The sequence below is a fragment of the Serratia sp. CY47444 genome (assembly GCF_052168635.1).
GTDB lineage: Bacteria > Pseudomonadota > Gammaproteobacteria > Enterobacterales > Enterobacteriaceae > Serratia > Serratia bockelmannii.
Window position 1 is genome coordinate 19,500 of the sequence record NZ_JBJNMH010000015.1, and the last position, 21,723, is coordinate 41,222.

At 58.0% G+C, this 21,723-nt stretch carries 15 protein-coding genes; 6 read left to right on the forward strand and 9 right to left on the reverse strand.

The features are described from left to right. Positions 1–193 precede the first annotated feature (193 nt). Positions 194–1,390, forward strand: coding sequence for a nicotinamide mononucleotide deamidase-related protein YfaY (locus ACJ8IL_RS18180; protein WP_414105076.1), 1,197 nt, complete (start codon positions 194–196; stop codon positions 1,388–1,390). A 3-nt stretch (positions 1,391–1,393) separates the two neighbouring features. On the opposite strand, the gene ACJ8IL_RS18185 is transcribed toward ACJ8IL_RS18180, so the two are convergent. Beyond that, on the reverse strand, positions 1,394–1,603 hold the full coding sequence (locus tag ACJ8IL_RS18185; protein ID WP_442516720.1) for an FAD-dependent monooxygenase: 210 nt from the start codon (positions 1,601–1,603) through the stop codon (positions 1,394–1,396). 1,116 nt (positions 1,604–2,719) lie between these two features. Between ACJ8IL_RS18185 and ACJ8IL_RS18190 the strand changes: the two genes are divergently transcribed. Together ACJ8IL_RS18190 and ACJ8IL_RS18195 are read left to right on the forward strand one after the other, a co-directional pair. Next, a complete protein-coding gene (locus tag ACJ8IL_RS18190) occupies positions 2,720–3,541 on the forward strand; it encodes an AraC family transcriptional regulator (protein ID WP_404758410.1) in 822 nt (273 codons plus the stop codon). A 230-nt stretch (positions 3,542–3,771) separates the two neighbouring features. Further along, positions 3,772–3,924, forward strand: coding sequence for a Hok/Gef family protein (locus tag ACJ8IL_RS18195; protein WP_004935921.1), 153 nt, complete (start codon positions 3,772–3,774; stop codon positions 3,922–3,924). Positions 3,925–3,983: 59 nt separating this feature from the next. Here the strand turns inward: ACJ8IL_RS18195 and yfaE are convergent, their stop codons facing one another. The 4 genes from yfaE to ubiG form a co-directional block, all read right to left on the reverse strand. Continuing rightward, complete coding sequence (gene yfaE, locus ACJ8IL_RS18200) at positions 3,984–4,244, reverse strand: class I ribonucleotide reductase maintenance protein YfaE (RefSeq protein ID WP_025303642.1); 261 nt, start codon at positions 4,242–4,244, stop codon at positions 3,984–3,986. A 3-nt stretch (positions 4,245–4,247) separates the two neighbouring features. Further along, a complete protein-coding gene (nrdB, locus tag ACJ8IL_RS18205; protein ID WP_019453694.1) occupies positions 4,248–5,378 on the reverse strand; it encodes a class Ia ribonucleoside-diphosphate reductase subunit beta in 1,131 nt (376 codons plus the stop codon). Positions 5,379–5,445: 67 nt separating this feature from the next. Beyond that, positions 5,446–7,734: a class 1a ribonucleoside-diphosphate reductase subunit alpha gene (gene nrdA, locus ACJ8IL_RS18210; protein WP_025303641.1), complete on the reverse strand. Its 2,289-nt coding sequence runs from the start codon at positions 7,732–7,734 to the stop codon at positions 5,446–5,448. 438 nt (positions 7,735–8,172) lie between these two features. After that, the gene (gene ubiG, locus ACJ8IL_RS18215) at positions 8,173–8,898 is read right to left on the reverse strand and encodes a bifunctional 2-polyprenyl-6-hydroxyphenol methylase/3-demethylubiquinol 3-O-methyltransferase UbiG (RefSeq protein ID WP_025303640.1); all 726 of its coding nucleotides are present in this window, start codon (positions 8,896–8,898) and stop codon (positions 8,173–8,175) included. 212 nt (positions 8,899–9,110) lie between these two features. Here ubiG and gyrA point away from each other — a divergent pair, with 212 nt between their 5' ends. Continuing rightward, on the forward strand, positions 9,111–11,753 hold the full coding sequence (gene gyrA, locus ACJ8IL_RS18220) for a DNA topoisomerase (ATP-hydrolyzing) subunit A (RefSeq protein ID WP_049203668.1): 2,643 nt from the start codon (positions 9,111–9,113) through the stop codon (positions 11,751–11,753). Positions 11,754–11,920: 167 nt separating this feature from the next. Next, complete coding sequence (rcsC, locus tag ACJ8IL_RS18225; protein ID WP_025303638.1) at positions 11,921–14,782, forward strand: two-component system sensor histidine kinase RcsC; 2,862 nt, start codon at positions 11,921–11,923, stop codon at positions 14,780–14,782. 61 nt (positions 14,783–14,843) lie between these two features. On the opposite strand, the gene rcsB is transcribed toward rcsC, so the two are convergent. The 4 genes from rcsB to ACJ8IL_RS18245 are packed head-to-tail and all read right to left on the reverse strand — an operon-like array spanning position 14,844 to position 19,826. Continuing rightward, on the reverse strand, positions 14,844–15,494 hold the full coding sequence (gene rcsB / locus ACJ8IL_RS18230; RefSeq protein ID WP_004935900.1) for a response regulator transcription factor RcsB: 651 nt from the start codon (positions 15,492–15,494) through the stop codon (positions 14,844–14,846). Further along, the gene (gene rcsD / locus ACJ8IL_RS18235) at positions 15,487–18,189 is read right to left on the reverse strand and encodes a phosphotransferase RcsD (protein ID WP_049207299.1); all 2,703 of its coding nucleotides are present in this window, start codon (positions 18,187–18,189) and stop codon (positions 15,487–15,489) included. Before rcsD ends, rcsB begins: the two co-directional genes overlap by 8 nt. A 20-nt stretch (positions 18,190–18,209) precedes the next feature. After that, complete coding sequence (locus tag ACJ8IL_RS18240; protein WP_049294881.1) at positions 18,210–19,364, reverse strand: MFS transporter; 1,155 nt, start codon at positions 19,362–19,364, stop codon at positions 18,210–18,212. A gap of 54 nt (positions 19,365–19,418) precedes the next feature. Continuing rightward, entirely contained in the window at positions 19,419–19,826 is a 408-nt protein-coding gene (locus tag ACJ8IL_RS18245; protein WP_062826730.1) for a DUF4186 domain-containing protein, read from the reverse strand. A gap of 702 nt (positions 19,827–20,528) precedes the next feature. On the opposite strand from ACJ8IL_RS18245, the gene ompC reads away from it, so the two are divergent. Beyond that, positions 20,529–21,659, forward strand: coding sequence for a porin OmpC (gene ompC, locus ACJ8IL_RS18250; RefSeq protein ID WP_025303634.1), 1,131 nt, complete (start codon positions 20,529–20,531; stop codon positions 21,657–21,659). The last annotated feature ends 64 nt before the right edge of the window (positions 21,660–21,723 follow it).

Sequence of the window (21,723 nt, forward strand, 5' to 3'; positions counted from 1 at the left end):
AGGATGGCAGGATAGTGGAAGCCCTAATTTGTGTCAAACCGACGTTACGCATGATGTACATTAATGTTTACATCTCGCAGGCCTGCATCGCACATGAGAAACGGACCCATGGCTGAAATTATCCGCAGGCGGCTAGTGAAAAGTTATTTACGGGCTTCTATAGTGGAATGACCAAAAAATGTGGGAGAGATCAATGTTAAGGGTAGAGATGCTCAGTACCGGCGATGAGGTGCTGCACGGGCAAATTATTGATACCAACGCCGCCTGGCTGGCGGACTACCTGTTCCAGCAGGGGCTGCCGATGAGCGGGCGTGAAACGGTCGGAGACAGCCTCTCTGCGTTGATCGAGATCCTGCAGGAACGAAGCCATATCGCCGATGTGCTGATCGTCAACGGCGGCCTGGGGCCGACCAGCGACGATCTCAGCGCGCTGGCCGCGGCGAAAGCCTGTGGCGTAGAGCTGGTCGAACGGGCCGACTGGCTGGCGCGCATGGAAGCCTATTTCACCGAGCGTGGGCGGCCGATGGCTCCTTCCAATCGTAAGCAGGCGCAGATCCCGGCCAACGCGGAAATGCTGGATAACCCGGTGGGCACCGCCTGCGGTTTCGCATTGCAGCTGAACAAATGTCAGATGTTCTTCACTCCCGGTGTACCGTCGGAATTCAAAGTGATGGTCGAACAGCAGATCGTGCCGCGCCTGCGCCAGCGCTTCACCTTACCGGCGCCGCCGCTATGCCTGCGCCTGACGACGTTCGGCACTTCCGAGAGCGATCTGGCCGCCGAGCTGGATGGCATGCCGCTGCCGCCGGAAGTGGTGCTGGGTTACCGCTCATCCAGCCCGATTATCGAACTGAAGCTGACCGGGCCGGAAAGCCGGCGTGCGGAAATGGAGCAGGCATGGCGGCGCGTGCGCGAAGTGGCGGGGGACAACTGCATTTTTGAAGGCACCGTCGGGTTGCCGGCGTTGTTGACGCAGCGGCTGAGTCAGCAAGGGCTGAAGCTGGCGTTGAGCGAGCAATTCAGCGGCGGGTTGATCAATCTGCAGCTGCAAAGCGAGGGTGCACCGCTGGCGGGGGGCGAGCTGCTGCCGGCGCACTGTATCGAAACGCTGGAAACGACGCTGGCCCGCGCCCGCTCGCTGGCGGAGTTGACCGGTGCGCCGTTGGCGTTGGCGGTCAGCGCCATGCACGATGAGCAGGTGAGCATTGCGCTGCACACGCCGCGCGGCGGTATTGGCCAGACCGTGCGTTATCGTGCGTCGCGCCACGGCCTGCGGCTGCGTCAGGAGTCGGTGGCGATGCTGGCGCTGGATATGCTGCGCCGCTGGCTGAATGGGGGCCAGGCGTGCGGTAAAAACGCCTGGCTGGAGGTAGTGGAAATTATCGAGTGACGGTCATGGCGCCGAGTTGCCGGCGTCACGGCTTTGCTGCAGCCGTTCGGACGCCAGCCGTGACAGGCGTATCGCCGCGGCACCCCGCACGTGCAGTTCCAGACCGTAGTCCCTGAGCGCCTGCGCGGCGCTGCCGGCTTGCGCCAGATGCGTCGCCAGGCTGGCGGCGTCCGCCAGCGCGGTGTTGGCGCCAAGCCCGCCCGCTGGGCTCATGGCGTGCACGGCGTCGCCGAGAAAGGCGGATGCGTTCGCTGTGCCACACCGGCATCGCCTTCGTGACCTGCACCGTCCGCACGCTGAGCGACAGGGGATCCGCCAGCGCTAACGCCGTTTGCAAGGCGGGCGCCCATCCCTGCGAGATATGCCGTACACGCGCCTGCAGCGTTGCGCTTCCCTTCGCCCGTGTCGGCCCGCCGAGCCGTTCAGCCGATCCGATACAGGCCCAATAGAGATAATCGTCGACCGGCGTGAGGCGGCAATCGGGCGCGTAGTCGGCCGCCAGCTGCGCCAAGGGCGCCTGAAAGCGCATCGGTTCAATCACCAGCGATACGCCGTCGGCGAAGATCACCGATACGCCGTTCAGCAGCTCAGGGGCCAATTGGGCCCGGGTTGCCGCATCGAGCGGCGTTTTGCCGTAAAGAGTGACCGTGCCGCTGTCTTCGGGCCCCGCCTCGGGCAGGCAGCGCCGCCGCACCAGCGAGTTGACGCCGTCGGCGGCGATCAGCACATCGACTCGCACTTGCTCGCCGTTGGCGAACTGTAGCTCCACGCCCTGCGGCGTTTGTGCAAATTCACGCAAGGTATGGCCGAAACGCACCCGGTCTTGCAGGCCGGCAAGCAGGATCTCGCGCAGCGTTTGGCGATGAATGCCGAGATCGCCGCTCGGTTCTTGCGTTTGGCGCTTGCTGGACGGCAACCAGTGCTCGGGGCGCCGGCCGGTGAGCGGGGCAAGCTGCGGATCCCATAGATTGCTCTCGCCGCTGTTTTGCGCGCTGCCGGCGCAGAGCAACCGGTAGTGCGCCGGCGGCAGGCAGGCGGCCAGCGCCTGCTGGCCAGACGGATCGATGCGCAGCCGGTAGCCCTGATCGCGCGCTTGCGGCGTGGTGTCGCGTTCAAACACCGTGGCGTGGATGCCGAAGCGGCTCAGCCCCTGAGCCAGACACAGACCGCCGGGCCCGGCGCCGATAATGCCAATGCTGGGTGTTGTCATCATGTTCCCTCGTGAGTCAGTGGCCACAAACGGGAGCGGCCGGAAGCATTTCATTATGTCGGCGCAGGAAAAGGTTGATATAACGGTATCTGGACTAAAAATAGTGATAAGTGGCCAATGTGAACGATAACCCTCACTTCACTGACGCTGACTGCAGCGAATGGCGGGCGGGCCCCTGGCTGATCGCCCTTGGCGGCCGCGACGCGGCAGGCCGGGAGTATCGGTTGGGCACGCGCGAATACGACTGGCATCAGCATGTGCGCGGGCAGTTGCTGTGCGTCGAAAGCGGCTTGTTGCATGTACGCACGGCGCAGGGCGATTGGGTGCTTCCGCCTCAGCGGGCGGGTTGGATCCCGCCGGCGACGGAGCACCGGGTGCAGGTCTGCGGCGCACTGAGCGGCTGGAGTTTGCTGTTGGCGCCGGAGGCCTGCCACGATCTGTCGGATGTACCCTGCGTCATCGGCATTAGCGCCGTGCTGCAGGCGCTGGCTCAGCGAGCAGAAGGCTGGGACAAGCGCAGCGCGCTCACCCTGGAGCAGGATCGCATGGCGCAGGTGATGCGGGACGAGATACGTTTGGCGCCGACGGAACCACTGCATTTGCCGATGTCGTCCCATCCGCGCCTGGCCGGCGTTCTGCAGGCCTTGCTGGCGCAGCCGGGGAGCGAGCGTTCGCTGGAGGCGTGGGCTGAATGGGGGGCGATGTCGCCGCGTACCCTGCGGCGGCTGATGATCGGCGAGACGGGGTTGAGTTTTGCACAGTGGCGCCAGCAGGCCCGGTTGTCGTATGCGTTAGCGAAGCTGGCCGAAGGCGAGACGGTGCTGCAGATCGCGGAAACGCTGGGGTATGCCTCGCCGAGCAATTTTATCGCCATGTTTCGTAAAGCTTTCGGCGATTCCCCGGCGCGTTATTTTTCCGCATCGGCAGGCAAGGGGCGCTAAGCGAAATACTTTGAGGATAGTTATATATCCCTAATTAATCATAAGGTTATAGGGGATATTCGCGGCGAGGGAATGCTGTTACTCTCTTGACGGGTGCTTGAGACTGTTCGTCTTGGGCATTGTGTGACAAGGCGGATAGATGAAAGCCCCAAACTGACTCTCAATCAGAATGGGGCTGCCCTAACGCCTAGACACCGTTATGGTAGCCCCTTCACAGCAAGGAGGCAAGCATGCGCTTAAGGCATGTGTTTCACTCGCTAACCGTTGTATGTATTACGGTTTTGTTATTTATCTGGATGATAAGAGACTCGCTGTGCGAGCTGAAAATCTACCAGGAAAATATCACTATCCTGATCAGGTTGGCGTGTGAGGTGAAGCGGTAATCATAGGGCGGGGGCAACCCCGCCTTCTGGTCTCCAGGCGCGGTTTCCGGCACCCGACTTTACATTTCCAGCTCGATATCCGTCAGCGGCATGCAGCAGCAGGGCAGGATCTCGCCGGCGTTGATAAACGCCAGCGGCTGCTGGCGGTAGGTCACTTCACCTTTCACCAGCTTCAGGCGGCAGGCACCGCAATAGCCGGATCGGCACTGATACTCCACCTGCACGTCGTGCAGTTCCAGCACGTCGAGCAGACAGTTTTCACTGTTGGGGCAGGAGAGCTGCGTGCCGGCGGCGCGCAGCGTTACGATTGGCGTCGCCATCGCTTACAGTTCGAAGTCGCTCAGGTCGTCGGCGTTGATCTCCGAGTCGATCTGGCCAACCAGGTAGGAGCTCACTTCCACTTCCTGCGGCGCTACCTGCACGTTGTCGGACACCAACCAGGCATTGATCCATGGGATCGGGTTGGAGCGGGTTTCGAACGGCAGACCAAGGCCGACCGCCTGCATGCGGATATTGGTGATGTATTCCACATACTGGCACAGGATGTCTTTGTTCAGGCCAATCATCGAGCCGTCGCGGAACAGGTATTCCGCCCACTCTTTCTCCTGCTGGGCGGCCAGCACGAACAGATCGTAGCACTGCTGTTGACATTCCTCGGCGATCTCCGCCATTTCCGGATCGTCGGCGCCGGAACGCATCAGGTTCAGCATGTGCTGGGTGCCGGTCAGGTGCAGCGCTTCGTCGCGGGCGATCAGCTTGATGATCTTGGCGTTGCCTTCCATCAGTTCGCGCTCGGCGAACGCGAAGGAGCAGGCAAAGCTGACGTAGAAGCGGATCGCTTCCAGCGCGTTCACGCTCATCAGGCACAGGTACAGCTGCTTCTTCAGCGCGCGCAGATTGACGGTGACGGTTTTACCGTTCACCTGGTGGGTGCCTTCACCCAGCAGGTGATAGTAGCTGGTCATCTCGATCAGATCGTCGTAGTAGCCGGAAATGTCTTTCGCGCGCTTCTTGATCTCTTCATTGGTGACGATGTCGTCGAACACCAACGCCGGATCGTTGACGATGTTGCGGATGATGTGAGTGTAGGAACGGGAGTGGATGGTCTCGGAGAACGACCAGGTTTCCACCCAGGTTTCCAACTCAGGGATCGAGATCAGCGGCAGCAGGGCGACGTTCGGGCTGCGGCCCTGGATGGAGTCCAGCAGCGTCTGATATTTCAGGTTGCTGATGAAGATGTGCTTCTCGTGCTCCGGCAGCGCCTGGTAATCGATACGGTCGCGGGAAACGTCAACTTCTTCCGGGCGCCAGAAGAAGGAGAGCTGTTTTTCGATCAGCTTTTCGAAGATTTCATGCTTTTGCTGGTCGAAACGCGCAACGTTTACCGACTGGCCGAAGAACATCGGCTCTTGCAGCTGGTCGTTTTTGGTCTGAGAAAAAGTGGTGTAAGCCATAAGCCTGAATCCATCGTAACGTGGCTAAATGAAGGGGCCGGAAAATTCCGGCCCGCTAGGTCAAACTTTAGATCTTGCAGGCGCCGCTTTCGCAGTCGTCATCGCCGGCCTTGGCAGGCTGCAAATCTTCCTGGGCGTCTTCCGCACCGTCGCGGGTGTTTTGGTAGTACAGCGTTTTCACGCCGAACTTGTAGGTGGTGAGCAGGTCTTTCAACAGCTGCTTCATCGGCACCTTGCCGCCCGGGAAGCGGGTCGGATCGTAGTTGGTGTTGGCCGAGATCGATTGGTCGATGAATTTCTGCATCAGCCCAACCAGCTGCAGATAGCCGTCGTTGCTCGGCATTTCCCACAGCAGCTCGTAGTTGTCTTTCAGACGCTCATACTCCGGTACCACCTGGCGCAGGATGCCGTCTTTCGACGCCTTGATGCTGATGTGGCCGCGCGGCGGCTCGATGCCGTTGGTGGCGTTGGAAATCTGCGAAGAGGTTTCCGATGGCATCAGGGCGGACAGCGTCGAGTTGCGCAGGCCGGTTTCCTGGATCTCTTTACGCAGGGTTTCCCAGTCGTAGTGCAGCGGCTCGCTGCAGATCGCATCCAGGTCTTTCTTGTAGGTGTCGATCGGCAGGATGCCCTGCGAATAAGTGGTTTCGTTGAACCACGGGCAAGCGCCTTGTTCCTGAGCCAGACGGTTGGAGGCTTTCAGCAGGTAGTACTGAATGGCTTCGAACGTTTTGTGGGTCAGGTTGTTGGCGCTGCCGTCGGAATAGCGTACGCCGTTCTTCGCCAGGTAATAAGCGAAGTTGATGACGCCGATGCCCAGGGTGCGGCGACCCATCGCGCCACGGTGCGCAGCCTTGATCGGGTAATCCTGATAATCCAGCAGAGCGTCGAGTGAACGCACCGCCAGGGTCGCCAGCTCTTCCAGATCGTCCAGGCTGTCGATCGCGCCCAGGTTGAAGGCGGACAGGGTACACAGCGCGATCTCGCCGTTTTCGTCGTTGACGTCTTCCAGCGGCTTGGTCGGCAGGGCGATTTCCAAGCACAGGTTGGACTGACGCACCGGCGCGATCTGCGGATCGAACGGGCTGTGGGTGTTGCAGTGGTCGACGTTCTGGATGTAGATACGGCCGGTAGAGGCACGTTCTTGCATCATCAGCGAGAACAGCTCAACCGCTTTCACGCGTTTCTGGCGAATGCTGTCATCTTTCTCGTACTGGGTGTACAGGCGCTCGAATTCGTCCTGATCGGCGAAGAACGCGTCGTACAGCCCCGGCACGTCGGACGGGCTGAACAGGGTGATGTCTTCGCCCTTGATCAGACGCTGGTACATCAGGCGGTTCAACTGCACGCCGTAGTCCATGTGACGCACGCGGTTGCCTTCAACGCCACGGTTGTTTTTCAACACCAGCAGGCTTTCTACTTCCAGGTGCCACATCGGGTAGAACAGCGTTGCCGCGCCACCGCGCACGCCGCCCTGCGAGCAGGATTTGACGGCGGTCTGGAAGTGTTTGTAGAACGGAATGCAGCCAGTATGGAAGGCTTCACCGCCACGGATCGGGCTGCCCAGCGCGCGGATGCGGCCGGCGTTGATGCCGATGCCGGCGCGCTGCGAAACGTATTTCACAATGGCGCTGGAGGTGGCGTTGATGGAGTCCAGGCTGTCGCCGCACTCGATCAGCACGCAGGAGCTGAACTGGCGGGTTGGGGTGCGCACGCCGGACATGATCGGCGTAGGCAGCGAAATCTTGAAGGTGGAAATCGCATCGTAGAAACGTTTGACGTAGTCCAGACGGGTTTCACGCGGGTAGTTGGAGAACAGGCACGCAGACACCAGCAAATACAGGAACTGGGCGCTTTCGTAGATTTCGCCGCTGACGCGGTTCTGCACCAGGTATTTGCCTTCCAGCTGCTTGACGGCGGCATAAGAGAAGTTCATGTCGCGCCAATGATCGATAAAGGAATCCATCTGCTCGAACTCTTCAGCGCTGTAGTCTTCCAGCAGATGCTTATCGTATTTGCCCATCTCGACCATGCGAGTGACGTGGGCGTGCAGCTTCGGTGGCTCAAACTGGCCGTAAGCCTTTTTACGCAGGTGGAAGATCGCCAGGCGAGCGGCCAGGTACTGATAGTCCGGCGCATCGCGGGAGATCAGGTCAGCTGCGGCCTTGATGATGGTTTCGTGAATGTCGGCGGTTTTGATGCCGTCATAAAACTGAATGTGTGAACGCAACTCTACTTGAGAAACCGAGACGTTGTGTAATCCCTCAGCGGCCCAATCGATGACCCGGTGGATTTTGTCGAGATTGATGCGCTCTTTACGGCCATCGCGTTTAGTTACAAGCAGACTTTGGTTCATGTGGTGTTTTACCTGTCCGTATGGTGCCCCTAAGCAGAAGTGTAGTCGCTCTGCTCAGTATGTAAACACTATATATAGGGGTTGTATGTCGGTGAGGTAACAAGATAGTGAGAAAAAACGGCGTTTGCAAGTGAACAAAACCGGCCTAATTTGTGGATAACTTGGGGGTGAAATGCCACTTGCCGTTCGCAGTGCGCGCCGTGACTGGCGCGACAAGCTTGTCAATAAGCACGATCAGATTTTACTGAAAAACTGAAAAAACCGATCGTTTGGCGCTTTATTAAACGTTAGAAAAAAACGGCATATTGATCTGATTTAATATTCTAAAAAACTGTCTACAACCGCTATTTTGATCGAAGTCGCGGAAATTAGGTATTTTTCCTAATACCGCGTTGGCGCCGCCCCCCGGTAATGCAGGGCCGGCGCGGTTTACCGTGCTTAACCTTCGTGCTGGGTGTGCACCATGTAGTTCACGTCAACGTTGCGCCCAAGCTTGAAATGATCGGTGATCGGGTTGTAATGCAGGCCGATCATGTGCTTTTCGCGCAGCGGCGTGCCGTCGACCCAGCCGATCAGTTCGGACGGGCGAATAAACTTCTTATGATCGTGGGTGCCCTGCGGCACCATCTTCAGTACGTACTCGGCGCCGATCACCGCCATCAGCCAGGCTTTGGTATTGCGGTTAATAGTGGAAAAGAACACGTGACCGCCCGGTTTCACCAGATGGGCGCAGGCGCGCACCACCGAGGCCGGATCGGGCACGTGCTCCAGCATCTCCATACAGGTGACCACGTCGTAGCGCTGCGGATTGGCCTGAGCGTGGCTTTCTACGGTTTCCTGCACATAGGTGACGTCCATGCCGCTTTCCAACGCGTGCAGCCGGGCGACCTGCAGCGGCTCTGCGCCCATGTCCAGGCCGGTCACTTTGGCGCCTTCGCGCGCCATGCTTTCCGCCAGAATGCCCCCGCCGCAGCCCACGTCGAGCACCTGCTTGTCAAAGATGCCGCCGGCGCGCTGCATGATGTAGTTCAGGCGCAGCGGGTTGATGCGGTGCAGCGGTTTGAACTCGCCTTCCAGATCCCACCAGCGGGAGGCGACAGCCTCGAACTTGGCGATTTCCTGGTGGTCAACGTTTTGCACTCGGCTGGATGATTCTGCGTTCATGGGCTGGTCTGGCTCCTTGTTCTCGTTGCGCGGATTATACATGTTCCGGCGCGGCATCGTCTGCGCCGATGCGTTTTTAGCGCACTTATCTGCACAATTTCCGTGAAACAGCGGCGGTTATTTTCCCGTAAAGCGTGCTTTGTGATATAGTTTTACACCTTTGCCACTATGGCAGCGGGCAGATGAATCATTAGTAGAGGGATAGCAGCTCCATGAGCGACCTTGCCAGAGAAATCACACCGGTAAACATCGAAGACGAGTTGAAAAACTCGTATCTGGACTATGCGATGTCCGTTATTGTCGGACGTGCGCTGCCAGATGTTCGTGATGGACTGAAGCCGGTTCACCGCCGCGTTCTGTACGCGATGAGCGTATTGGGTAACGACTGGAATAAACCATACAAGAAATCGGCCCGTGTCGTCGGGGACGTGATCGGTAAATATCACCCGCACGGTGACAGCGCGGTTTACGACACTATCGTGCGTATGGCTCAGCCGTTTTCACTGCGCTACATGCTGGTGGACGGTCAGGGTAACTTCGGTTCCGTCGACGGCGACTCCGCCGCGGCGATGCGTTATACCGAAGTGCGCATGTCCAAAATTGCTCACGAACTGTTGGCGGATCTGGAAAAAGAAACCGTCGACTTCGTGCCTAACTATGATGGCACCGAGCAGATCCCGGCCGTCATGCCGACCAAGATCCCGAACCTGCTGGTCAACGGCGCATCGGGCATCGCCGTGGGCATGGCCACCAATATCCCGCCGCACAACCTGGCGGAAGTCGTCAACGGCTGCCTGGCCTATATCGACGATGAAAACATCAGCATTGAAGGGCTGATGGAACACATTCCGGGGCCAGACTTCCCGACGGCGGCGATCATCAACGGCCGCCGCGGTATTGAAGAGGCCTACCGCACCGGGCGTGGTAAAATCTACCTGCGCGCGCGCGCGGAAGTGGAAGCCGACGCCAAGACCGGGCGCGAAACCATCATCGTTCACGAGATCCCGTATCAGGTGAACAAGGCGCGTCTGATCGAGAAGATCGCCGAGCTGGTCAAAGAAAAACGCGTGGAAGGCATCAGCGCGCTGCGCGACGAGTCCGATAAAGACGGCATGCGCATCGTCATCGAAGTCAAACGCGATGCGGTCGGCGAAGTGGTGCTGAATAACCTGTATGCGCTGACACAACTGCAGGTCACCTTCGGCATCAACATGGTTGCGCTGCATCAGGGGCAGCCTAAACTGCTGAACCTGAAAGACATCCTCGAAGCCTTCGTGCGCCACCGCCGCGAAGTGGTCACCCGCCGCACCATCTTCGAACTGCGCAAAGCCCGCGATCGCGCCCATATCCTGGAAGCGCTGGCTATCGCGCTCGCCAACATCGATCCGATCATCGAACTGATTCGCCGTGCGCCGACCCCGGCGGAAGCGAAAGTCGCACTGGTAGCTCAGCCGTGGGATCTGGGCAACGTCAGCGCCATGTTGGAACGCGCCGGTGACGACGCCGCCCGCCCTGAGTGGCTGGAGCCGGAGTTCGGCATCCGCGACGGCAAGTACTACCTGACCGAGCAGCAGGCTCAGGCGATTCTGGATCTGCGTTTGCAGAAACTGACCGGCCTGGAGCACGAAAAGCTGCTGGAAGAATATAAAGAGCTGCTCAACTTCATCGCCGAGCTGATCTTTATTCTGGAAAGCCCAGAGCGCCTGATGGAAGTGATCCGCGAAGAGCTGGTGGCGGTCAAAGAGCTGTACAACGACGGCCGTCGCACCGAGATCACCGCCAATACTTCCGACATCAACATCGAAGACCTGATCAACCAGGAAGACGTGGTGGTGACCCTGTCTCACCAGGGCTACGTGAAGTATCAGCCGCTGTCCGACTATGAAGCCCAGCGCCGCGGCGGCAAAGGCAAGTCCGCCGCGCGTATTAAAGAAGAAGACTTTATCGATCGCCTGCTGGTGGCCAACACCCACGATACGATCCTGTGCTTCTCCAGCCGTGGCCGCCTGTACTGGATGAAGGTGTACCAACTGCCTGAAGCCAGCCGTGGCGCGCGCGGTCGTCCAATCGTCAACCTGCTGCCGCTGGAAGCCGATGAGCGTATCACCGCCATCCTGCCGGTACGCGAGTATGAAGAAGGGCGCCACGTGTTCATGGCCACCGCCAGCGGTACCGTGAAGAAAACCGCGCTGACCGAGTTCAGCCGTCCGCGCAGCGCCGGCATCATCGCCGTCAACCTCAACGAGGGCGACGAGCTGATTGGTGTCGATCTGACCGACGGCAGCAACGAAGTGATGCTGTTCTCCGCCAACGGTAAAGTGGTGCGCTTCCCGGAAGCGCAGGTGCGTTCGATGGGCCGTACCGCGACCGGCGTGCGCGGCATCAACCTCGGCGAAGGCGACAGCGTGATCTCACTGATCGTGCCGCGCGGCGAAGGCGACATTCTGACCGTCACGCAAAACGGCTTCGGTAAACGTACCGCCGTGACCGAGTATCCGACCAAGTCACGCGCCACCCAGGGGGTTATCTCCATCAAGGTGAGCGAGCGTAATGGCCAGGTGGTTGGCGCCGTGCAGGTGGAAACCAGCGACCAGATCATGATGATCACCGATGCCGGCACGCTGGTGCGCACCCGCGTTTCGGAAGTCAGCGTGGTGGGCCGTAACACCCAGGGCGTGACGCTGATCCGCACGGCGGAAGACGAAAACGTCGTCGGTCTGCAGCGCGTGGCCGAACCGGTGGAAGACGAAGAGCTGGATAGTCTGGAACCGGGCGCGGAAGCGGTGGAAGAAGACACCACGCCGCTGGACGATGGCGACGACGCGGCTGAGCCGATGGACGACGACAACGTTTAAAGCAAGGTGAGGGCGTCGGCATGCCGACACCGTAATGCACTGAGACAAAAGGGCCTGGCAGCGATGCTAGGCCCTTTTTCAGTTATATGGTTTAATTGGCGCACCGAGCCGCCGGCCGCCGTGCCGGCGATAGCGTGCGCCGCCACTGACTTTCGTATGGTATCCGATTGAAATACTTAGCCTCTTTTCGAACTACGCTGAAGATATCCCGCTATCTGTTCCGGGTGCTGGCGATTTTGCTGTGGTCGTTGGGAGCGCTGCTCACCACCTTTTATATTCTGAATATCCTGCATCAGAAAGAATCGGACATCCGGCAGGAGTACAACCTCAATTTCGACCAGGCACAGGGCTATATCCGCCATTCCGCCGACATCATCCGCGACATCAAGTATATGGCGGAGAACCGCCTCAACGGGTCAGTCAGCAGCCTGGACATGTTCAGCGGCGTGTTTCCCGGCAAGGGCAGCCCGCCGCAATTCTTTCCGCTGTACCCGGAGTCCAACTGTGCGCTGAGCACCACCTACCGCAGTTCGCTCGATTCACTGAGCGGCCTGATCCAGTATTGGAAAGAGAACTTCGTAGCGGCCTACGATCTCAACCGGGTGTTCTTCATCGGCGGCGACAGCCTGTGTATGGCAGAATTCGGCGGCGGCAATGCGAGTGCCAATCGGGAAAATGTGCTGAAGTCACTGCACGAGCGCATTCTGAAATACCGCAACGCCAAGAATCAGGACAAAGACAACAACCTGTATTGGATCAGCCCCAGCGCGCAGCGGCCGGACGTCGGTTATCTGTATGTACTGACGCCGATCTATATCGGCAACAAGCTGGAGGCGTTGTTGGGCATCGAACAAACCGTTCGGTTGGAGGATTTCGTTACCGCCGGCAACCTGCCGATCGGCGTCACGCTGCTGGATGAGAACAACGAGCCGGTGCTGCGTCTGGCGGACGGCGATCGTTATGCCGCCTCACTTAACAGCTATCCCGTAGAGCACGCGTACTTCGGCTATGTCGACAATTACCGCGACCTGATTCTGAAGAAAGCGCTGCCACCTTCTTCGCTGAGCATCGTCTATGCACTGCCGGTGAAAAGCGTGGTGGAACGCTTCAAAATGCTGATCCTCAACGCGCTGTTGCTGAACCTGTTGTCAGCCATCGTGCTGTTCACGCTGGCGTGGCTGTTTGAGCGCAAGATGTTCCTGCCGGCGGAGGACAACGCGTTTCGCCTGGAAGAGCACGAGCAGTTCAACCGCAAGATCGTCGCCTCGGCGCCGGTGGGTATCTGTATCCTGCGCATCAGCGACGGTACCAATATCCTGAGTAACGAACTGGCGCATAACTACATCAACCTGTTGACCCACGAAGATCGCGATCGCATTACGCGTATCATTTGCGAACAGCAGGCGAATTTCGTCGATGTGATGACCAGCAACAACAACAACCTGCAGATCAGCTTTGTTCACTCGCGCTACCGTAACGAAGAGGTGGCGATTTGCGTGCTGGTGGACGTCAGCGCGCGCGTGAAGATGGAAGAGTCGTTGCAGGAGATGGCGGCGGCGGCGGAGCAGGCCAGCCAGTCCAAATCGATGTTCCTGGCTACCGTCAGCCATGAGCTGCGCACGCCGCTGTACGGCATTATCGGCAACCTCGATCTGCTGCAAACCAAGGCGTTGCCGCAAGGGGTCGATCGGCTGGTCAATGCGATGAACAACTCTTCCGGCCTGCTGCTGAAAATCATCAGCGATATTCTCGACTTCTCCAAAATCGAGTCCGAGCAGCTGAAGATCGAACCGCGCGAGTTCTCCTGCCTGGAGGTGATCACCCATATCGCCGGCAACTATTTGCCGCTGGTGGTCAAGAAACGTCTGGGGCTGTACTGCTTTATCGAACAGAACGTGCCGGAGCGCATCTTCGGCGATCCGGTGCGGTTACAGCAGGTGCTCTCCAATTTGGTGAACAACGCCATCAAGTTCACCGATACCGGCTGTATCGTGCTGCAGGTCTGCACCCGCGGCAGCTACCTGGAGTTCAGCGTGCGCGATACCGGCGTCGGTATTCCGGAGAAAGAGGTCTCGCGCCTGTTCGACCCGTTCTTCCAGGTGGGGACCGGTGTTCAGCGCCACTTCCAGGGAACCGGTTTGGGGCTGGCGATCTGCGAAAAATTGGTCAACCTGATGGACGGCGATGTCTCTGTCGAGTCCGAACCGGGGTTGGGCAGCTTGTTCAGCATTCGCATTCCGCTGTTCAACGCCCAGTTCCCGATCCCGCAGGCCAGCGATACCTGGCAGGGCCGGCGGCTGTGGCTAGATATCCGCAATCAGCGGCTGGAAAGCTACCTGATGGCGATCCTGGGCGGTTACGGCGCCGATATCCAACGCTATGACGGGCAGGAGACCGCTGCCGGTGAGGTGCTGCTCAGCGATTACCCGCTGATGCTGGACACGCCGCTGCTGGCTCAGATCCAATTCTCCACCGAGCATATCGGCCCGTCGCAGGAAACCCGGCCAGGCTATTGGATGCACAGCACCTCCACGCCGCGTGAAACGTTGACCTTGCTCAACCGGTTGTTTGGCGTCGGCGGCGGCGCGGCAGAGGGGCTGGTGCAGCTGCCGGTGCCCGCCAAGGCCAGCGCGGCGGACAACGGCGATATTCATCTGCTGGTGGTCGACGATCATCCGATCAACCGTCGCCTGTTGTCCGATCAGCTGGGGTCGCTGGGGTATCAGGTGGTGACCGCCAACGACGGCGTCGACGCGCTCGGCGTACTGAAACAGCATCACGTCGATATTGTGCTGACCGACGTCAATATGCCGAACATGGACGGTTATCGCCTGACGCAGGAACTGCGACAGATGCAGTTCAGCGCGCCGGTAATCGGCGTGACGGCGAACGCGCTGGCGGAAGAGAAGCAGCGCTGTCTCGAGGCGGGCATGGATAATTGCCTGTCGAAACCGGTTACGCTGGAGACGCTGGAACAGACGCTGGCTTACTACAGTCAACAGGTGCGCTACAGCCGCAGCGAGGCCTGAAAAGCAAACAGGCACGGCGGATGCCGTGCCTGTTTGGCGTTCACCTGCCGTGAGGCGGGCTTTAGTCTTTGTCCAACGGCGTCATGCTGACGGACGAGAGATAGTTGAGCAGGGCGATGTCGTTCTCGACGCCCAGCTTCATCATCGCCGATTTTTTCTGGCTGCTGATGGTTTTGATGCTGCGGTTGAGCTTCTTAGCGATTTCGGTCACCAGGAAACCTTCGGCGAACAGACGCAGCACTTCGCTTTCTTTCGGCGACAGGCGTTTGTCGCCATAGCCGCTGGCGCTGATTTTTTCCAGCAGTTTAGAGACGCTTTCCGGCGTGAACTTCTTGCCTTTCTGCAGGGCGGCCAGCGCCTTCGGCAGATCGGTCGGCGCGCCTTGTTTCAGCACGATGCCTTCGATATCCAGATCCAATACCGCGCTCAGGATCGCCGGGTTGTTGTTCATGGTCAGCACGATGATCGACAACTGCGGATAGTGACGCTTGATGTACTTAATCAGCGTGATGCCGTCGCCATACTTGTCACCCGGCATCGACAGATCGGTGATCAGCACGTTGGCGTCCAGCTTGGACAGATTGTTGATCAGTGCGGTTGAGTCTTCGAACTCCCCAACGACATTCACCCATTCAATTTGCTCAAGTGACTTCCGGATGCCAAACAGTACGATAGGATGGTCATCAGCAATAATTACGTTCAGGTTATTCATGTTGTTGGCTACCTTGCTTCAGCAGTCTGCTGACGAAAAAATCAATCTGACTGATGTTATTCTCGATCTCGGGCGCATCACCTTCTGCGATACGCTGTTCTAACGATTCGCACAGCTGCTTGCCGGGAAGCAGATTTAACATGGCAAACACGCCTTTCAGGCGGTGTGCGGTTTGTGACAGCGCATTGAAATCACTGCTGCCCGCCTCAGTATACAGTTTTTTGACATCGTCGGGTACTGTATCGACAAACAGCCCATAGTAATCACTTGATTTCAATTGTTTTTCATAGAGTTGGATATCTTCTGAACTCAATGAAAGCGGGCTTTCTTCCTGTTCCAGCGCGGCCATTTGCTGTTCGATCAGCATCAGCACGGCGTCGATTAATGCGCCGTTCAGGTTGTAGTTCACCCGAATGTAGCGTTTATCCAGCGCTTGCCAACCCGGCTCATCGGTCGCCAGCAGCAGTGTGTAGTCATCGGCCCGCTGCGGGTTATCCGTCAGCAGCACGTCATAATCGCGATTGACCGCGCGATCTTCGGCGACGAGACAGTCGGCGCCGTAGGCCTGCAACAGGCGGGTCACGATGCCGCGCACTTCATCCGACGTGACGTCCAGCAGGGCGGTGACGCCGTCGAGCAGCTTTTCCTGCTCCTGCGGTTCTTTTTTCTCCATCTCCATGGCGACGCGAATGGTGTAGCGAGTGCCGATATCCACCTTGCTGCGAATGTCCAACTGGCCGTTAAGCTTCTTGCACAGCTGATTGCACAGGAAGAAGGTGAGGCCGGAACCGTGGTTGAAGCGGTCCACCAGCGTCTGGCTGAGGAACGGATAGTTGAGGTTGCTGATCTCTTCGTTGGAGATGCCGGAGCCGGTGTCGTTGATTTGGAAAATCAGGCGGTCAGGGTGCTCGGGCTCATGGTCGATGACCAGAGAAATCTTGCCGCAGGCGGTAGTGATAATGGCGTAATGCACCAGCAGCGAGATCACCTTGCGCAGCGCGTTGGCGTCGCCGATATAGTTCTGCTCGACGTCCAGCTGGAAATGCTTGAACAGCGCCAGCCCCTTTTGATTGAGGGCAGGCAGGGCCTCCAGCAGTAACTCGTCGATCAGCGCCGTTGGGTTGAACGGCTCGCGTGTGGGTTGCCAGTCCTGGGTTTCCAGCCGGGTCAGCAGGGTGATGTTATCGATCAACTCCAGTACCGAAGCCGACGCCGTCGTCAGCTGGCCCAGCAGCGCCTGCTGTTGTTCCTCATCCGGCCGGTTGTGCAGGCGGTCGACCAGATCGTGCATCTGACGTACCGGCTGATTCAGCTCGATGCCCAGATTGTGCAGCATCAGTTTGCGCGCCTGAACGTTTTTGTCGTATTCGCGCCGCGCCTGCTGCAGTCGCTTGTTCACCATCACCTCTTTATCCTGATCGTTCATCAGGAACAGGTAGGTGTCCGGTGAGAGCTGGCTGCGGAAAATGCGAATTTCATACACCTCGTTGTTGACCGTCGCCTGGATCACTCCGTGATGCTGTTCGGCCATATGGGCGATCTTTTGCAGGCTGAGATGCGGCAGCAGGTGTTCGGCGATTTTGTTGCTGGCGATCACCGTATTGTTGGCGAAGCTGTAGACCAGCAGGCCGGAGGGCAGGCTGGAGACGATCTCCCGATTCAGCGCGCGCTCGGCCTCCAGTTCCACTGCCATGTTTTCGCTCGGGCGAATGTACTGGCGGCGGATAAAGTAGATGCTCAGCATCGACAGCGCCAGCAGCAGCAAGTTGACTGCGATCAGCCAGATGTTGTTGCGCAGCAGATCGATGGCCAGATTGATAGCCGAAACGCGATACACCACCTTCAGCGGCGCATTGGGCAGGGCGGCGCTGAACTCCACCCAGCCCCCGCTCATCGTTGCATGGGTACCGAGGACGGTTTCCGACGGGATGGTGCTGTCGTCGAGATCGACATCATCCGGCAGCAGCAGGAAATTGGCGCGGGCCAGATTGGCCGGAATGATGTCGTTGATCGGCAAATCAAAGGCGATCACCGTCGCCAGATGCCCCGGCTGATTAAAGGTGGTGCGAATCGAAAACGAATAGGCGTTCTGGAAGCGTTGCTTGCGCAGATCGGAAAAGCTCTCGCGTTCGTCGAGCATATTGGCCTGCTGCAGCATCTCGGCGCGGCGTTCGTCCGCCGAGGTGGTCAGGTAGCTTTCCCGAAAGCGCGAAGCCAGCTCTTTGAGTGGCTGGGTAGTGATCAGGCTGAGGCTGTTGTCCTGACCATTGAGGTAATACATGGCGTAGTTCTCGGTCTTGGCGCCCCAGCGGGTATCCAGGTAGTCCGAGATGTTGGCGATCATCGCCAGCGTGTTCTCGTCATGGCTGCCGAAGATCACCGCGTCGGTTTTCTTGTGCGGTTTCTCGACATAATAGACGTCGGGCCGCAGGCGGGTTTCCTGCAAACCGGGATCGACATTCTGCGCCGGCGCATTGCCGAATTTGTCATAGACCTGATAGGTCATATAGCGGTAGGTATCGATACGCTTTTGCAGCGAACCGGCGATGCTATTGAGCGTGTATTTCTTTTCCGCCAGCCAGGCATTGGTGTAGTTGTAGCCATACAGACCGATGCCGATCGTCAGCAGCACGATAAACAGCAGGAAGCAGCGGGTAATGTTGCTGGAGCTGATGGTCAGTTGTTTATTTTGCATAGTGGCTGCGCATTCCTGAATCAGCGAGTGACGGCCCTGGCGCTGGCGGTCACCGCCAACAGCAGAGCGGCTACGCAGGCGAAGGCCACCGTCAGGTTGGAAAACTGAGCGATGAAGCCGATCAGCGCCGGGCCGGCCAGAATACCGGCATAGCCGACGGTGGTGACGGAAGCGATCGCCAAATTGGCCGGCATGTCGCGCTGGTTGCCTGCGGCGCTGAACAGGATCGGCACGACGTTCGAGGCGCCCAGGCCGACCAACATGAAACCGGCCAGCGAAACGGTGGCGTGATTGAAGGCGATGGCCAGACCCAGGCCGAAAGCGGCACACAGGCTGCCCAGCAGCAGCACCCGGTAGCGGCCCAGCGAGTTCACCACCCGATCGCCATTGAGGCGGCCGAGCGTCATGGTGATGGAAAACAGCGCATAGCCCAGACCGGCCTGGCTGTGTTCGACACCGCGCAACGTGGTGAGGAACAGCGCGCTCCAGTCGAGCATCGATCCTTCCGCCAGAAACATGATAAAGCACAGAATGCCGATGAACATCACCCAACCGCGCGGCAAGACGAACATCGGCCCGCCGTCGTCGGCGCCGCTCTCACGCAGCAGATGGCGGCTGGCAAGCGCCAGCAGGACTATCACCGCCAGCACGGTGAGCAGGGTGGATTGCAGCGGTGTCAGCCCCAACCACAGCAACGCGCTGACGCCGCCGGCGCCGGCAATGCCGCCGATGCTGAAGAAACCGTGAAAGCCGGACATCATCGCCTTGCCGCTGGCGCGTTCGACGATCACCGCCTGAACGTTCATCGCTACGTCGATCATGCCGATTGCCGCACCGAATAGCAGCAGCGCTACGGCCATGCCGCCGAGGGAATCCATCAGTGCCAACAGCGGCAGATCAATACACAATCCCAGACCCGCCATCAGGATCACCGCGCGGCAGCCCAGTTTGCCGGTCAGGAAACCGGTCAGCGGCATCGCCAACAAGGAGCCGGCGCCGATACAGAGCAGCAACAGGCCGAGCGAACCGTCATCGATACCGATGCGCGCTTTGGCGAAGGGGACCAGCGGCGCCCAGGCGGCCATGCCGAGACCGGCGACGAAAAAGGCCAGACGGGTGGCGATCTGTTGAGGAATGCCGGGCGTTTGCTGTTCATTGCACAAGGTAGCTGTCATGTAAGCGTCAGGATCTTGGGTCAAAAGAATGGTGAAAGTTACTGACAGTTTTTATCACAATCCGCGATCCGGATCGAAAATATTCGCGCCTGACATCTCCCTGGCACCGCCTCTGCGCACCAGCCACAGCGCGATAGCTTGGACAATATACTCCTTTTGCTGCTCGTTCAGTGCGACGCCTTGCGGTATGCCGTGCCACTTTTCCAGACAGCTGCGGCAGCAGGTAGCGGTGGCATGCTGGGCGACGAACACCGGGTGGCCGCGCATCGGTGTTTGCTTGCCGTCATTCTTAGGATGGGCGGCGGCCAGGCGGCGGTCGATAAAATCGCGGGCATGGCTGAGTATCAGCGGCAATCCCTTGCCGTCGAGATAAGTCTGGTCTTTGGCATTTAAACGGAAGCGAGCGCGGAAGGGGGAGGTTTGTAGCCGCCGCCACAGCACGTCGGGTTGAAAGGGCATCATGAATTTTACTCGCTGGAGGTGCACTTTTTTCAGGTTATCAGAATTGAAACTCTGCGGCTAATTGTGCCTGCGGCGGGAAATAATCGGTGGGATAAAGCACGAAATGAAAAGTAATTTCAATTTGTAGACTAAAATAAGGGAAAAGATTAGCAATTAGTGCGAAAGTAAATTAATGAAACTATATCATTAGGTTATTTATTTGCGTGCTATTTGTACGAGTCGGAATTGTGAGGAGAGTATGGAGAAAAATAAAAAACCGGCCAGAAGCCGGTTAAAGGAGTGCAGAAATTATCCTCGGATCTCGGATAATGAAGGTAATAATGAAAATAATGATGATAGCGAGGTGATTATAGCGGCTGCGTGCGGACGGCGTTTTGGCACAATGTGCTTATTGTCTGGCTCAATTGTATGGTTGGCTTTTTTTTCTTAAAGATATGTATAACTACATGATTTTTTATCAATTAATCTATTCTTTGTCTTTAAGTGCTTTATTTTGTTTGTCTGTAATGTTTTGTGAAAGTTCGCGCGTATTTACATTTGGAAACCTTTATTAATTACACTGAAACACTATCGGATACTTGGTATCATTTTCTTTCTGGATTAATATAACCCTTGTTACCAGAATGGTAATGCACAGTCGTGCTAATAATGCTCGAAAAGGGCAGTGGCCGTAGCTCGACATAATTAACGAGGATAATAACGATGAAACTTCGAGTACTCTCTCTGATGGTACCCGCACTGCTGGTTGCAGGCACAGCAGGCGCGGCGGAAATCTACAACAAAGACGGTAATAAACTGGATTTGTACGGTAAAGTCGACGGTCTTCACTATTTCTCCAGCAACAACGGCGTGGACGGCGATCAGTCTTATATGCGTTTTGGCCTGCGCGGCGAAACGCAAATCAGCGATCAGCTGACCGGTTACGGCCAGTGGGAATATCAGGCGAACCTGAATCACGCTGAAAGCCAGGACAACAAGAACTTCACCCGTTACGGCTTCGCCGGTCTGAAATTCGGCGACTATGGCTCCTTCGACTACGGCCGTAACACCGGCGTGCTGTACGACGTCGCGGCGTATACCGACTTGCAGCCTGAGTTCGACGGTATGACCTACGGCGCCGACCAGTTCATGTTCCAGCGCTCCAGCGGCCTGGCGACCTACCGTAACAACGACTTCTTCGGTCTGGTTGACGGCCTGAACTTCGCCCTGCAGTACCAGGGTAAAAACGGCAACGGCGAAGAGACCAACAACGGTCGTGACGTTCTGGGTCAAAACGGCGAAGGCTACGGTATGTCCATGAGCTATGACATGGGCTACGGCATCAGCGCCGCAGGTGCCTTCTTCAACTCGCGTCGTACCAGCGAGCAGAACGGCGGTAACGGTCATCAGAACATCATGGGTCGCGGCGACAAGGCCGAAGGGTACTCCGGCGGTCTGAAATATGACGCCAACGACGTCTACCTGGCGGTGATGTTCACCCAGTCCTACAATGCGGCGCGTTTCGGTAGTTCTGACAGCAGCGTTTATGGCTACGCCAACAAGGCGCAGAGCTTCGAAGCCTACGCGCACTACCAGTTCGACTTCGGTCTGCGTCCGTTCGTGGGTTATAACCAGACCAAAGGTAAAGACCTGGGCCGCGCCGGCAACGGCAAGGACTACGGCGATCAAGATCTGGTCAAATTCGTCGACCTGGGTGCGACCTACTTCTTCAACAAAAACATGTCCACCTATGTTGATTACAAAATCAACCTGGTGGACAACAACGACTTCACCGACGCTGCCGGTATCAACACCGACAACGTGGTTGCCGTGGGCCTGGTTTACCAGTTCTAAGCACCTCAGTGTGAACGTCATCGCGCGGCCTTCGGGCCGCGTTTTTTTTGCCTGTAAGCCGGTA